General features: G+C 45.4%; 19 protein-coding genes and 2 pseudogenes. 8 read left to right on the top strand and 13 right to left on the bottom strand.

Going from position 1 to position 13,344, the window contains the following annotated elements; all coding sequences use genetic code 11:
- Positions 1-5: 5 nt before the first annotated feature.
- Positions 6-680, top strand: coding sequence for a response regulator transcription factor (locus CHRO_RS17685; protein ID WP_015155603.1), 675 nt, complete (start codon positions 6-8; stop codon positions 678-680).
- 84 nt (positions 681-764) lie between these two features.
- Here the strand turns inward: CHRO_RS17685 and CHRO_RS17680 are convergent, their stop codons facing one another.
- The gene (locus CHRO_RS17680) at positions 765-947 is read right to left on the bottom strand and encodes a hypothetical protein (RefSeq protein WP_015155602.1); all 183 of its coding nucleotides are present in this window, start codon (positions 945-947) and stop codon (positions 765-767) included.
- A 186-nt stretch (positions 948-1,133) separates the two neighbouring features.
- Between CHRO_RS17680 and CHRO_RS32445 the strand changes: the two genes are divergently transcribed.
- Both CHRO_RS32445 and CHRO_RS17675 read left to right on the top strand, forming a co-directional pair.
- Positions 1,134-1,313 carry a glycoside hydrolase 100 family protein gene (locus tag CHRO_RS32445; RefSeq protein WP_127025309.1) on the top strand — a complete coding sequence of 60 codons (180 nt, stop codon included), beginning with the start codon at positions 1,134-1,136 and terminating at the stop codon, positions 1,311-1,313.
- A gap of 38 nt (positions 1,314-1,351) precedes the next feature.
- The gene (locus CHRO_RS17675) at positions 1,352-2,914 is read left to right on the top strand and encodes a GMC oxidoreductase (RefSeq protein ID WP_015155601.1); all 1,563 of its coding nucleotides are present in this window, start codon (positions 1,352-1,354) and stop codon (positions 2,912-2,914) included.
- A gap of 87 nt (positions 2,915-3,001) precedes the next feature.
- Here CHRO_RS17675 and CHRO_RS17670 read toward each other — a convergent pair whose 3' ends face one another.
- The 5 genes from CHRO_RS17670 to CHRO_RS17655 all read right to left on the bottom strand — a co-directional run bounded on the left by CHRO_RS17670 (position 3,002) and on the right by CHRO_RS17655 (position 6,963).
- Positions 3,002-4,435, bottom strand: coding sequence for a sensor histidine kinase (locus CHRO_RS17670; protein ID WP_041462517.1), 1,434 nt, complete (start codon positions 4,433-4,435; stop codon positions 3,002-3,004).
- On the bottom strand, positions 4,363-4,587 hold the full coding sequence (locus tag CHRO_RS32440; RefSeq protein WP_181824190.1) for a hypothetical protein: 225 nt from the start codon (positions 4,585-4,587) through the stop codon (positions 4,363-4,365). Before CHRO_RS32440 ends, CHRO_RS17670 begins: the two co-directional genes overlap by 73 nt.
- 262 nt (positions 4,588-4,849) lie before the next feature.
- Complete coding sequence (locus CHRO_RS17665) at positions 4,850-5,215, bottom strand: hypothetical protein (RefSeq protein ID WP_015155599.1); 366 nt, start codon at positions 5,213-5,215, stop codon at positions 4,850-4,852.
- A 181-nt stretch (positions 5,216-5,396) separates the two neighbouring features.
- Positions 5,397-5,747: a cupin domain-containing protein gene (locus CHRO_RS17660; RefSeq protein WP_015155598.1), complete on the bottom strand. Its 351-nt coding sequence runs from the start codon at positions 5,745-5,747 to the stop codon at positions 5,397-5,399.
- 310 nt (positions 5,748-6,057) lie between these two features.
- Positions 6,058-6,963: a bile acid:sodium symporter family protein gene (locus tag CHRO_RS17655; protein ID WP_015155597.1), complete on the bottom strand. Its 906-nt coding sequence runs from the start codon at positions 6,961-6,963 to the stop codon at positions 6,058-6,060.
- A 619-nt stretch (positions 6,964-7,582) separates the two neighbouring features.
- Here CHRO_RS17655 and CHRO_RS17650 point away from each other — a divergent pair.
- Positions 7,583-8,095 (top strand): hypothetical protein, encoded by a 513-nt coding sequence (locus tag CHRO_RS17650; RefSeq protein WP_015155596.1) that lies wholly within the window; start codon positions 7,583-7,585, stop codon positions 8,093-8,095.
- Complete coding sequence (locus CHRO_RS17645; RefSeq protein ID WP_015155595.1) at positions 8,096-8,632, top strand: hypothetical protein; 537 nt, start codon at positions 8,096-8,098, stop codon at positions 8,630-8,632.
- A gap of 347 nt (positions 8,633-8,979) precedes the next feature.
- Here CHRO_RS17645 and CHRO_RS34440 read toward each other — a convergent pair whose 3' ends face one another.
- Positions 8,980-9,102, bottom strand: coding sequence for a hypothetical protein (locus CHRO_RS34440; RefSeq protein ID WP_281168582.1), 123 nt, complete (start codon positions 9,100-9,102; stop codon positions 8,980-8,982).
- Between the two features lie 267 nt (positions 9,103-9,369).
- On the opposite strand from CHRO_RS34440, the gene CHRO_RS33850 reads away from it, so the two are divergent.
- On the top strand, positions 9,370-9,639 hold the full coding sequence (locus CHRO_RS33850; protein ID WP_245570491.1) for a hypothetical protein: 270 nt from the start codon (positions 9,370-9,372) through the stop codon (positions 9,637-9,639).
- A gap of 113 nt (positions 9,640-9,752) precedes the next feature.
- Positions 9,753-10,706: a DUF5996 family protein gene (locus CHRO_RS17635; protein WP_015155594.1), complete on the top strand. Its 954-nt coding sequence runs from the start codon at positions 9,753-9,755 to the stop codon at positions 10,704-10,706.
- Positions 10,707-10,804: 98 nt separating this feature from the next.
- On the opposite strand, the gene CHRO_RS17630 is transcribed toward CHRO_RS17635, so the two are convergent.
- From CHRO_RS17630 to CHRO_RS35070, 6 genes and pseudogenes are all read right to left on the bottom strand, one after another.
- On the bottom strand, positions 10,805-11,062 hold the full coding sequence (locus CHRO_RS17630) for a TIGR03643 family protein (RefSeq protein WP_015155593.1): 258 nt from the start codon (positions 11,060-11,062) through the stop codon (positions 10,805-10,807).
- A gap of 22 nt (positions 11,063-11,084) precedes the next feature.
- Positions 11,085-11,246: a hypothetical protein gene (locus CHRO_RS32435; protein WP_181824189.1), complete on the bottom strand. Its 162-nt coding sequence runs from the start codon at positions 11,244-11,246 to the stop codon at positions 11,085-11,087.
- A 28-nt stretch (positions 11,247-11,274) separates the two neighbouring features.
- A pseudogene (locus CHRO_RS33440) lies at positions 11,275-12,009 on the bottom strand (FAD-binding domain-containing protein); the annotation flags it as partial.
- Positions 12,010-12,303: 294 nt separating this feature from the next.
- Positions 12,304-12,477 (bottom strand): hypothetical protein, encoded by a 174-nt coding sequence (locus CHRO_RS33435; protein ID WP_219335945.1) that lies wholly within the window; start codon positions 12,475-12,477, stop codon positions 12,304-12,306.
- Between the two features lie 51 nt (positions 12,478-12,528).
- Positions 12,529-12,885, bottom strand: coding sequence for a deoxyribodipyrimidine photo-lyase (locus tag CHRO_RS33430; RefSeq protein WP_219335944.1), 357 nt, complete (start codon positions 12,883-12,885; stop codon positions 12,529-12,531).
- A 109-nt stretch (positions 12,886-12,994) separates the two neighbouring features.
- Positions 12,995-13,166 (bottom strand): annotated as a pseudogene (locus CHRO_RS35070) (phosphatase PAP2 family protein); the annotation flags it as partial.
- Here CHRO_RS35070 and CHRO_RS32430 point away from each other — a divergent pair.
- Positions 13,160-13,330: a hypothetical protein gene (locus CHRO_RS32430; protein ID WP_158631919.1), complete on the top strand. Its 171-nt coding sequence runs from the start codon at positions 13,160-13,162 to the stop codon at positions 13,328-13,330. The pseudogene CHRO_RS35070 and the gene CHRO_RS32430 overlap by 7 nt on opposite strands.
- The last annotated feature ends 14 nt before the right edge of the window (positions 13,331-13,344 follow it).

Below are 13,344 nucleotides of genomic sequence, written 5' to 3'. Positions count from 1 at the left end.
AGACCGTGACAGCACATATTCTCCTAGTTGAAGATGAAGTCAAACTGGCTCGATTCCTGGAACTGGAATTGAACAGCGAAGGTTATTGCGTCAGCGTAGCGCACGATGGTGTGGCAGGACTGACTTTAGCACGAGAGTCAGCTTTCGATCTGGCAATTCTGGATTGGATGCTACCAGGGTTAACTGGAGTGGAACTATGTCGTCGTCTGCGTGCTACTGGCAACAAGATCCCCGTGATTTTATTAACGGCAAGAGATGAGGTAGGCGATCGCGTTGCTGGATTGGATGCTGGTGCTGATGACTACGTAGTTAAACCATTCAGCATTGAGGAATTACTTGCCCGAATTCGCGCCCATCTGCGCCGTACCAGCGAACCAGACTTAGATTTGATGCAATTTGAGGATTTAAGCTTGAATCGCCGAACTCGCGAAGTGTTGCGCGGTCAACGAGCAATTGAGCTAACTGTCAAAGAATTCGATCTACTAGAATACCTCCTCAGCCATCCGCGTCAGGTATTTACCAGAGACCAAATTTTAGAAAAGGTTTGGGGTTATGACTTTGTAGGCGATTCCAACGTGATTGAAGTTTATATTCGCTACCTGCGCCTGAAACTGGAAGAAAACAACGAAAAGCGTTTGCTCCACACCGTGCGTGGTGTCGGCTATGTATTGCGAGAGTAATATCAAATGATACAATGTGCTACGGGTAATTGCACGCTGACAATTGTGTCCATCCGCGTAGTATCTCGACATAATTGTTGGTTTTTAACGGGCATTAAACCCATAACTAAAGTTCTTTAGTTCGCTCACGCCTTGGGCAATTTCTAGCAGGTAGCTACTTAGTTCGCCAGTCCGATAGCTGAGGGAGGATAAAACCTCTAAAACGCGCTGTTTTAGATGTCCAAAGGCTGCTACATTGACTCCATCCTGCTGTGCTTCAGGCTGCACGATAATCGATCCTTAGCGACTCGAATCTTGATGAATAAAAGTATACTCTCTTGCCGTGAAAGCCAATTTAGCGGACGAAATATCTCGATATGAGAGATCGATCGGAAACTCCTCAGCTACTTTTCATACACATATCAGCTTTTTACGTGAATTTTCTGAGTGTTTCATCATCTTTCGATCTATTTTATGAGCCACAATCAAGGCACCATCTCTGCCAGAAGCGTCGATCGCCGTAAAGCAGCGAGAAAATATCAGACTTGGACGATCGCGGCTTTTCTGGTTTCCAAAACACTTTTGGAAAACCCTAACCACTTCGTCCTGATTAGTTTTGATGAAGTCCCGAATGTGACTTCTTGCGTGTTCTAACCGCTGACCCCTATTCTCTAGCTCAGAGGAACTCACTCATGACCGCACAACATTACGATGTCATTATCATTGGAACGGGAGCAGGCGGTGGTACGCTGGCGTATCGTCTCGCTTTTAGTGGTAAAAAGATTTTGATTTTGGAGCGAGGCACATTTTTACCCATCGAGAAAGAGAACTGGAGTGCTTTAGAAGTTTATCAACGAGAGCGGTATCACACCCAGGAACGCTGGCATGACACGAACGGCAAAACTTTTCGTCCCGCAACTGGCTACTGGGTAGGTGGCAATACTAAAGTTTACGGTGCGGCTTTACTGCGATTGCGAGAACGGGATTTTGAGCAGGTCGAACATAAAGAGGGTATTTCGCCAGAGTGGGCGCTGAAATACCGTGACTTTGAACCCTATTACGATCGCGCAGAAGAATTGTACGACGTGCATGGGCAGTCTGGTATCGACCCGACTGAGCCACCTCGAAGCTTGCCTTATCCCTACCCTGCGGTACGCCACGAACCTCGGATGCAAGAACTTGCCAATTTGCTAACCCAGGTAGGTTTACATCCATTTAACCTACCTTTGGGACTGAAACTCAATGAAGTCGATCGCAGCTTGGAGAACTGTATTCGCTGCAATACGTGTGATGGATTTCCCTGCTTAACTCGCGGCAAAGCAGATGCTGAAGTTAACTGCATTCAACCAATTCGCGATCGCACAAACGTTACCTTGCTCGTAGCAGCCAAAGTAACGCGCCTGCACACCAGTCCCTCTGGTCGAGAGATCGCTCGTGTTGAAGCGGAAATTGATGGAGAGCATCAATTTTTCACAAGCGATATTGTCGTAGTTGCCTGTGGTGCAATTAATTCAGCAGCGTTGCTGTTGCGATCGCGAAACGATCGGCATCCTAGCGGGCTGGCAAACAGTTCCGGTCAGGTAGGGCGGAACCTGATGAAGCACAACTGCACGGCGATGGTGCAACTGAGTACCAAGCTCAATTCAGATGTTTATCAAAAGACTATTTGCATCAGCGATTTCTATTGGGGGGAGCTGAGCTTTCCTTATCCAATGGGCTTGGTGCAGAACACGGGCAACGTGCTAGCAGATATGTTACCTGCGGAAGCCCCTGCTTTACTAGCTCCTTTGTTAAAACTTCGACCGGGAGCAGAACTGAAAGCGATCGCCGACCGTAGTGTAGGCTGGTGGTTACAGACCGAAGATTTACCCGACCCTGACAACAGAGTGCGAGTAGAAGGAGATCGCCTCTACCTGGAGTACAAACCCAATAATACCGAAGCGGCTAGCCGACTGATTCAACGTTGGGCGACTGTTCTCAAGCAGGTCGATCGAGCAGAACATTTCATGCCCTTCAGTCTTTACCCCCGCAACACAATCCCGCTACAAGCAGTAGGGCATCAATGCGGAACTTGTCGCTTTGGCGAAGATCCCACAACGTCTGTATTGGATCTCAATTGTCGCACTCACGAAATTAATAATCTCTATGTCGTTGATGGTAGCTTTTTCCCTTCCAGTGCCGCAGTAAATCCAACATTAACGATCGTTGCTAATGCTCTACGAGTGGGCGATTATTTGTTGAAACAGTTGATGTAGTAGTCTGCCACCATAATTTTTTCATTTCTTGGCTGCGATTATAACGACGGATATTTAACCGGAGATCGTATTACTGGTATTTAGCAGCTATACAGGTAAACTAATTGTAAATACGCTACCTTCGCCTAATTTTGAGCGCAATGTCACGCTACCGCCCATTCCCTCTACTAAAGTTTTGACAATCGGCAATCCTAAACCAGAACCTCCAGTAGTGCGAGTACGGGCTTCATCAACGCGATAAAAACGCTCGAAGATCCGAGATTGGTGTTGCAAGGGAATCCCATAGCCGCGATCGCAAACTTGAATAATCGCTGTTGCTGGTTGAGTGTCTAGTTTTACTTGAATAGACGTATCTGGCTCAGAATATTTGATTGCATTATCAATTAAATTGAGCAAAACTTGCTTGAGACGATCGTAGTCTGCTTTCACAACGATGGGATAAGTTTCTGTCTCAATTGCGATCGCGCGATCGCTGTATTGACGTGCCATCCCCACCACTTCCGCTACTAGATCGTTGAGTATAAAAGAATCGATCCGAAACTGCAAATAACCGCTATCTGCCCTGGCTAAATCGAGTAAATCTTGTAAGAGGCGGATGGTACGTTCTGCTTCAGATGCAGCAGTTTCTATAGCTTCTTGTTGAGTTTCTGTTAAGTTATGCTGTCGTCGCAATACGCTTTGCAAGTATCCATGCACGATTGTCAGCGGCGTGCGCAACTCATGGGAAACATTGCTGACAAATTCCCGTTCTCGTTCCCAAGCTTGAGAGAGGCGAGATAATAACATATTAAATGTTTGCGCCAGTTCCTTCACTTCGCTAGGTGCGCGTTCGAGATTCAATCGCGATCGCCCTAAATCTTCAGCCGAAATTAACTGAGTCATTTGGCTTAATTGGCGCAGAGGTTGAAGCGATCGCTTCAGGTAGAAAGCGATCGCTACTGTCACTGCCAGCAGTACTCCTATACTGATAATGCCCAAATTCCCCACCACTGCCAAAAACATCTGTCGATCGCGCGAAATGTCTCTTGCCACGAACAGTTGACCGATTGCTCTCCCTCGGACTTGCAATGAGCTGCCACGTAGCACAAAGTAGCGTCCGTTAACTTCGGAGACTTGGGCTTGAGACGGCATTTGTGTTAGGGACATTAAAGCAGCAGCCGTACTTCGATCGTTCTGCATCTTGAGACTGACAGACTTAGCTGTAATTTTCCCATCAGGATGCTTTACCCATAGAAGGGTATCAGCAGTCGTCAGGTTATTAATTGCTTTGCTTAATCCGGTTTCTACTGGCAACATTTCACTGTAGAGTTCTACATCGTGCGGTAGGCGTTCAGCTATGTATTCAATTCCCTGTTTGTGGCTGTTAATTAGGATGCGCTGCATTTGCCATCCCGTCCAGATTGCAATGCTACCCAAGCCTACCGAGGAAACAGTTGCAATGCCAATTGTTAAACGCGATCGCAATGAAAACGGATCGAGCCGCCATACTTCAGGAAATGTTCTCTGTCCCCCTCTCCCCATCCCCTTCGGGGACGGGGACTCCAAGTCCCCCCTGCTTCCCTGCATAATTCTATTCTGCTCCTCACAGGCGAGATGCCTGCGCTACCTTTAGTGCCTGCTCTACCTGGCTCTGTGAAGTTTTGGCTGGACAGGTCTGATTCATGAAGTCGCATTGCTCAATGTAATGTTTCTGCTAGCCCAAAGGAATTTCTAGCAAGTCGCGCGTCCCAGTTAGTCCTTGTCCCACAAACAGTAAGAGGACGGTAGAAAAGCCAATATTTCCGCTCAGATAGAAGAGAATAAGATTTTACAGGTATCGAGTGGGAAATGGGACTGAGGATAAACAGCGATCGCGTAAAACTCTGGGTCGAATTAGAGAACAAGAAATTGCGCTTTGCTAAGTACTGAATTATTTAAAGTGGTTCTTTGGCTAACTTAACCATCTTCATATATACCAAATTTTCCCCGCATTTCCATCATTTTTTTAATTTCAGTGTTACTAGTTTTGATGGTTTCCTGTGCCATACGTTTGATTTCAGGATTTGGAGATTGAAGTGCTGACTCTGCTGCTTCAACCATTTTCATCCGAAGCATAATCATTTCATCAATGAAACGCCTAGATCTTGTCTCATTCAGGGGACTAGATGGAGATTGTTGAGCTATTTGGCTATTCAGTTCGATGGTGTTAGCATGGTTAGTCATGCGAGTATCTACATTATTTGACTGTGTAGCACTTGCGGAGGTAGTTGCTATAGCTAAGCTAATAGTTGTAAAGGCAATACTTTTTACAAGAGTATTCATGCGAATGAGTTTCCTTCTGTTGAATTTGTGTCATACTGATGTTTCAGAGTTAGATTAGCTCGATCGTCCCAATCCAACTATGACCTTTAAAGAATTACTCTAAAAGGATTGCCTGAGAAATCGCTGAGTTCCTACTAAAAAATCTCTGAGTCAATCGAGATTTCGGCTGAATAATGTCGAACTAGGGCAATGCTTTGACATAGCCAATCTGTGGAGCTGAATAGATAGAAACAAATACAGCATCTTCTGTACCTTCATTCACGGCTCCGTGAATCTGCGATCGATCTGCAACAGCACATTGACCCACACTCAGTGTTTGGCGCTGACCGTCCCCTAAATAATAAGTCAGCGTTCCTTTTAGCATTACCCATGTATCCTGTCCGCTGGGGTGAAGATGAGCTTCAACCTTTTGTCCAGGTTGTACCGCCCAAACTGCAACACTAGAGTTATCCGTCACCACAACTTCAGTGACTTGAGCGCATTGGTCAGAAAAGCAGGCGAAGGTTTGGAGGTCAAAGATTCTTTCGTACATCAGCTCAACCGTAACTCCCAACTTTATATAGTCAACATTAGTAGGTGGTTGAAGTTTGGCTCGACAAACATGTCAACCTAGCAGTAAAGCATTCAGCGATCGCTGTGTTTCCTACGGTTGACTATGCTACATTCTGTTGAATATTTTTAGTGTTTGCTCAACTACTAAATTTAAATGAGCGTGTCATATGTCACAAAGATCGACTCGCATAGTCGAGATTTTGAAATCATCGGTTAACTTCGGGCGAAAAAAAGGTAAGAAGATTTTGCTGAAGATTCGGTCAAACTTATTTTGTCGTGTAGTGCGATCGCTAAAGTCGAGTTGATAGATTGTTGGCGCTCTCCTCCTGATAAATCTTTTGAACAGATCTTCTCCCATAAAAAATGGTAAGAATGGCGGTGGCGTATGCAAGTAAGCTATAAATCGCAGCAGGAACAGCCATATCGGGATTGTTTAACAGTCCGGCAGTAATCGCGATCGCTAGCGTCGCATTTTGAATTCCCACCTCAATTGCAATACAGATCCTTTGGGCAAAATTCAAATTAAACAACTTGCCAAACCAAAACCCGATCGCCATTGAGATTATATTTAGTAGTGCTACTCCAATTCCTACTTGGGCGATAAAACTGGGGATGCGATTCCACTCGTGAATTATAATTGCCACGATAATTAAAGCGAGGAAGGCAACGGCAAGCCGATTCGCGGTCTTCTCTAGTCGGCGGGCTAAGTCGGGAAACTTTTGCCGAATCGACATTCCCAAAACAATTGGTAATATGGCGATCGCGAAAATTTGCAGCATCGTTTGCCCAATTGGTAAGGCGATCGCCGCATTTTGTCCGATGAAATATTGCAGTGACAGGTTTGCAAATATGGGAATTGTGAATACGGTAATGGCGCTACTCAAAGCCGTTAAAGTCACGGAAAGGGCGACATCTCCTTTCGCCAAATAAGTAATCATGTTGGAAGAAGGTCCGCCTGGACACAAAGCCAGTACCATTAATCCCACTGCCATTTCTGGCTGCATCGGTACGATCGAAGCGACCAGAAAGCCGACGATGGGGAGAAAGAGCAATTGACTGACTAGACCAATAGCGACGGCTTTGGGATAGCGGGTGACTCGTTGAAAGTCTTCTGGCACGAGGGTTAACCCCATGCCTAGCATTACGGTTGCTAGACCTATCGGTAAGAGGACGGCAGTAAAAAAGTTGGCTTGCATAGATTAAGCTAGGTTTATTTTTTCAATCAGCGTTGTGCAGCAGCATCCATGTTAGACAAGCAATCTCTACGTGTATCGGATTTTCTGTAGCTATCGAGAAGCTTGCTGAGTGTCTAGAAGACGAGGCTTTGAAATTATAAATTTTAACTGAGAGTAAAATTGCTAATCTGGTGACTTGCTCTTTAACTTTTCCCGATTATTGTTTCATTGAATTATGCAGGTTTTAAATCTTGAAATTAACTGAAGCTCGATCGCGTTTAAACCAAAGCCAAGCAACGTATCGACAATTACTTACACGATCGTATATTTGAGTAGAATGGCTCACGAGATATAACTTTTAGTAAATAACAAGTAATTCTACTACAAATTGGAGATTTTACTAATTGAAGTTTGGCGATATTTCTATGTCAATCCAAGCATGAAGCATTGCTGCCTACAGACCAATTCCTTTATGGCTTTAGAACGAGTATAGAGATCGGAGTTCATCGCATCTAATGATTAACTTGCCTCCTTTTTTTAACATTGCCCTGTCTTGGAACACCGCTGTATTTTTGGTTGACATAGCTCTGAAGCCAGCGCTCCAAACTATATAGGGCAGAATCGACCTTAACACTAATTTATGGGATTAGATTCTTTTGTACGGCTACTCTATGTGCCGGAAGATGCTTTGAGATTGCGTCAGGGCAAACTAAGAGTACAGAAGCTTGAAAAATACACATTAAGAGAGTCAGATGTACTTGAGGCTGCCGAGATACCGATCGCAATCAATGATGCATACAATTTTTTTTCCCAAGCTGATGTTGTTGAGAGAGCAACGTCATACGGCTGGATGCCTGAACTGGAAGAATCGCAAAGCATCTTTGAAACTGAATTGCCTGCTGAAAGAGAAAGTAGTCTTGTATCCCGAAAAAAGGGAACACCTGTTTCAACAAACAGATTCTCACGAAAAGTAAAAGCTCTTATCTTTCGCCCTTTGGCTATAATTAAACGTAAAGTCTTAGCAAGATTTCGGATAAATATTCATACGCTAAATAGTAGCCAAATTTCAAAAGATCTTCTATTCAAGTTAAATCATATTCATAATGCAAGAGAGCGAATTAAGCAGGTTTCGTTTTCATCTGATGGAGGATGAGTGGTTTTATATGAAAGAAATGGTTTTCTCTATAGTGATATTTCCAATGATGTGATTGACAAGTTGTGGGAATTCAGCCATGCAGGTGAAGAAATTAAGCAAGTTACCTTTGCTCCAAATGGTGCATGGGTTATTTTACGTAATCGGTGCGATTTCTGGCAATCTAATCTACCCAAAAGGATGTTTAATCAGCTCTGGAGTTCCTTCAATATAGGGCAAGAAATTAAGCACATCGCGATCGCAGCCAATCTAGGTTGGATTATCTCAAGTGGACAAAATACTTTCTCACATAGTCACATTCCAGATGACATGAGCGACAAACTTCTGGAGTTTCGTGGGGCAGGTGAAGAAATCAAGCAAATCGCTTTTGCCCCAAATGGAGGATGGGTAATCTTGAGGGAGCGCAATGACTTCTGGTACAGTAACATCCCAAACGATCTGATTAATACGTTGTGGAAATATCATCGTTCGGGCAGAGAGATTCGACAAATTAGTTTTGCAGAAAATTCAGGTTGGGTAGTTTTAGGGAGTCTGTAGCTTCTCTAAAGTCAGGATAATTTTTGACTTTTTTGTAAGGCTTGTAAATTTTGTGAAAATCAGGTGAGTTCTCAATTACAGAGTTAATCTTAGCTCTTTGAGCCTTTGAGATTTTTGTCAAGTTTAGAAAATTTATCATGACCCAAATTCTATTATTTATGTGACCGCTTCAATGAAGCGATTTAGCCTACTAGCGGTTCACTACCGCAATTGGAAGCGAAATTACAACTCTCAAATATTGCTGGATTATAGCTAAACCAAAGCTGAGAAGGCTGGCTTGCCCTTTTGGGAGGAAGGCAGATGAGCTGCCCAATGGCGATTCAACCTATAATTATTTGAGTCAACGATTAATTCTTTCGGGCTTTGTTATAGATTGCCCCCTCCTCTACCCCCACGCAAGTCTCCCTTCTCCCAGCGCCGCGATCGCGAATTTCTCTACCTGAGTGAAGTGGACGCGCTGATTGATGCATTGGAATATACCCGCTCCCCCATTAGAAACTAGGCACTCGCCATCCTACTATTCTGCCAAGCCCTACAGCCAGCAGAGTTATGTTGGCTGCGCTGGTGCGACATTAACTTTGCCGAAAAGATTTTGCGTGTAGATCGCATCCGTTCCAAGCCTGATTACCTACAACCCCAAACTCAAGCCCCTACTAACATACAACTTCTATTTCTATGTGAGACAAAAATTGACATTCTCTAGCAGCTTGAGGAGCAGCGCACTACAGATTGGTTATTTGCCTCGGAACGCAAGCAGCGGCTCAGCGAGCGATCGCTACACCACATCATTCAACAAGCCGGAGCGATCGCCAATCTACCTTTCCCGCTTCATCTGCGCCATCGACAGAACTACGATCGCAGCTTTTAAAGCAGCACTGGAAAAAATCAAAGCTTTTGCAGGGATCGCAGTTTATCAGAATATTATCGATTACCTGCTCGGTGCTTTCCTGTTGTTCCCCCGCCTCCAGGGTATCCCCCAGGACTACTGGCTAGCTCCCAAGAAATAGCGGCGATCGCGTACTTACCGTTGGCAACAATTTTTGTAACACAACCAAGTAGATTATAGACTGTTGTTAGCAATCAATTCGCCGATCTCTTTCCCGCCTCGGAGGTTTCCATTATGGTCGCTCCTGCACCTGACACGTCTGACGCTACCATCTGGTCTAGTTTGTCGCTTGCCGAGTGGCAGGACACCTATGAAACACTGCACCTATGGACTCAGATTATTGGGAAAATTCGCCTGACTTTGGCTCCTAAAATCAATCACTGGTGGCATTCCACGCTGTACGTGACTCCACGCGGATTGACAACTTCCGCCATCCCCTACAAAACGGGCAGCTTTCAAATCGACTTTGATTTTCTCGACCATCAGCTACGCATCGAGACTAGCGACGGCACGACCAAGAACATTGCACTAGCTCCCCGCTCCGTGGCTGATTTTTATCAAGCGGTGATGAGTACCTTGAGAGCGATTGGCATCCAGGTGCAGATTTGGACGATGCCGCAGGAAGTTGACAAGCCGATTCCGTTTGAGCAAGACCAGATTCATGCTGCCTACGACCCAGAATATGCTCGACGGTGTTGGCGAATTTTGATGCAGGCGAACCGAGTGATGAGCCAATTTCGCTCTCGCTATGTTGGCAAGTGTAGCCCAGTACATTTTTTCTGGGGCAGTTTTGACCTGGCTGTAACTCGCTTCTCTGGTCGTCGTGCGCCAGAACATCCTGGTGGTGTCCCCAATATGGCAGACTGGGTGACGCGAGAAGCATACTCCCACGAGGTGAGCAGTTGTGGTTTTTGGTTTGGAGGCGGTTCGACCGAAGCGCTGTTTTATGCTTACGCCTATCCAGAACCAGAAGGCTTCAAAGATTACCTAGTGCAGCCGCACTCAGCGTTCTATAGCTCCCAAATGAAAGAGTTCATCCTGCCCTACGAAGCCGTGCGACAAGCTGACGATCCAGATACCATGCTACTTAGTTTCCTCCAAAGCACCTACGAGGCGGCTGCTAATTTAGGCAATTGGGATCGAGCAGCATTGGAATATACTCCAGTCATCCTCAATAATGCCAACTAAATTGAGATGAATTTGAGAATTTTGGCAGCACATAGAGCTGGAGTATCTAAACAAAGCCCGAAAAGATTACAAGATTAGATCGCCTCTCGCACAAGGGATTAAGTTTTCTGGCGCTGTGACTTAAATCTTCCTTCAATGAAACCCCGTTTGTGGGTATGCTTGGTCTTGCATCCAGTCACGCGCTCCCGCCACATTCTGAAACTGGACGACTTCATCTGACGACGCATCAGGGCGATGACATCCTTTTCTAACAAACCAAACTGAAGTTCAATCGCTTCAAATGGGGTGCGATCCTCCCATGCCATTTCAATAATCCGGTCAATAGTTTCAGGTGCTAAATCTGGCGACTTCTTCATAACGCGCTTTCATCTCTCCCTCTCACAATTTTAAGTTATGTAAAGACCAGACGACAATTAACAGTCCACTATCTGCTGCTATCTTGGTATTTTGCTGAAAAGATTTATCGTTGTTTGCTCGTGTCCGATGTAGATCCGATCGCGCTCTTCCAGTTAGTGAGACAATAATTACTTTAGATACCACCAGGAAAGAGTAGCGATCGCCCCAATAGCTAGAAATTCTTTAGTGCTTCAAAATCCAGTTTCTCTTGTCTACATCGGTACTCCTGATACTGCTTATCCTTAACCTCCCAATATTTATCTACTGTAGTTTTAGCAATCGCCGCCCCTTCATACTCATCGCCTCCTTGGGCAATTAGCCGCTCCCTCACCCGTTTACGTAGATCTGAGACGATTTTGCCGTTAACTTTCCGAGTTTGCGACCAATTCAATATAGGTGCAGGATAGTGACTTTCACCCTGGTAAACGAGTGAGAGAATTTCGGGCAAGCTGTAACCCTGTAACTCTGGAATCCAATGGTAGATAAACCTTAAATCTGAGTCCTTATCTTCTATATTCTTATTCGGATTATAGATGCGGAAGGTATCGGACAGCGGGTTAGTCACCCCAGCTTGCATCTGCCACTGCCAGTTATCGATCGCCAAGTCACCATCGACCAGATAATTCATGTAGTGCCGCGCCCCGTGATGCCAGGAAACACCACAGTTGATGGTTAGGAAGGTGGCACACATCGCCCTCATCCTGAAATTCATCCATCCCATTGTCTTGAGCTGTCGCATGGAAGCATCTACTAAGGGAAATCCAGTTTCTCCCTCCTGCCACGCCCCGTACAATTCCTGCTTTTGGGGTGTTAGCTCGTCCGGTAAATACCACTCGTCAAATTCTGGGTAGCGGTTGGTGTGGGCTATTTCTGGATGGTGGTAGAGTCTCTGAGTAAAACTATCGCGCCATCGTAGGCGATAACTTCGTTAAGCTTCGCTAACGCGGAATGCTTTGAGGGAAAACTCGGCTTTGGGCTGATTCGCTAACTCTGCTGCCCTAGCTTTGGTGCTTTGATAAATTTGTCGAGTTGATATAGTGCCGAAAGCTATATGGGGCGACAAGTGAGAAGTCGCACCCTTCTGTGCCAGCCAAGGGCGAGACAGTTTCCAGTGGTAGCCGTGGAATCGAGAACTGAGAAATGAGTCTAGAGTGGCGATCGCGCTGCTTTCTGCGCCATTGAAATAGCCACTATCCGCAGTTCAAAACTGACTGTACTTCTGCTTCAATTCCTCAAATGTTAGTTGTGGCAGGTTGAGAGATAGCTGCGGGGTATTAATTTGAGTCGGAGCTTGATGTAGCGGTTGTCTTTGGTAAGTGTAGTATTCTTCATACCAAGAGTCGGTGCGGTCTTCGGTTTGCAGGAAGCTGCTCAAACCCAGATGACACTCAAGATTTAGTTGACGATAGAAGTCAAGGACAGTGCGTTAGCGAAGCTTAACGAAGTTATCGCGTTTAATCCCATACTCCACCTGCACGTCACGGTTGAAGAATAGTTTGGGACGATGACCTTGTTGCAATAGCTCTTTGGTAAGGTTTTGGAGTACGGCGACGCTATTACCCTCAAATAAATACAGCTGACTGCTCCGCTGTTTGAGATTTGAGTTTAAGTTTTCTAACGACTCAAATAAAAACCTGACCCTTGCCTTACCCACATCCGGCTGTTGGTAAAACCAGGGATCGATGATAAAACAAGGTAAAACTTGAGCGCTGTTGGCTGCTGCTAGGGTAACGATTTCGTTGTCACTAAGTCGCAGGTCGCGGCGAAACCAAAGTATGTGCATGACAATTTAGTACGTTTATACTGATTTTATTCTCCCAAAAGGGAGCGATCTTCGTCTGGATGAGTGTAGATTCGCGCTTTTCCCGTAACAGATACTCAGTGCAGCACGGTTAGTTATTTGCTTCCTGACTCAAATTACGTCGCCGCCAAGGTCTGATGACCCAACTAACCCCCGCTGCCCAAGCAATTGAAGCCGTCCAGCCTGCCAAAATGTCGCGCTTGATAATGCACGCCCAAGTATAACCGCGTCCAACCGATAACTAAGACAAAAGCGGATGAGAGCCTACGAGCAAGATCCATCTGGTTTAGCTGCATTTGTTGGCAGCTTAGTTTATGGCATGGCAGATAGTTCCCGTGCGGCACAAATTCAAGCAGGGATGGAATATTACAAAGCTCGGCGCAAGGAGCAGCAAGAGATAAAAGCGGAAATTGAGGCGTTGGAATAGAAATTGGCTCAATT

The organism is Chroococcidiopsis thermalis PCC 7203 (assembly GCF_000317125.1).
GTDB classification, from domain to species: Bacteria; Cyanobacteriota; Cyanobacteriia; order Cyanobacteriales; family Chroococcidiopsidaceae; genus Chroococcidiopsis; species Chroococcidiopsis thermalis.
The sequence above is the reverse complement of the archived record's forward strand: the minus strand, read 5'-3'. Positions and strand labels throughout refer to the sequence as shown.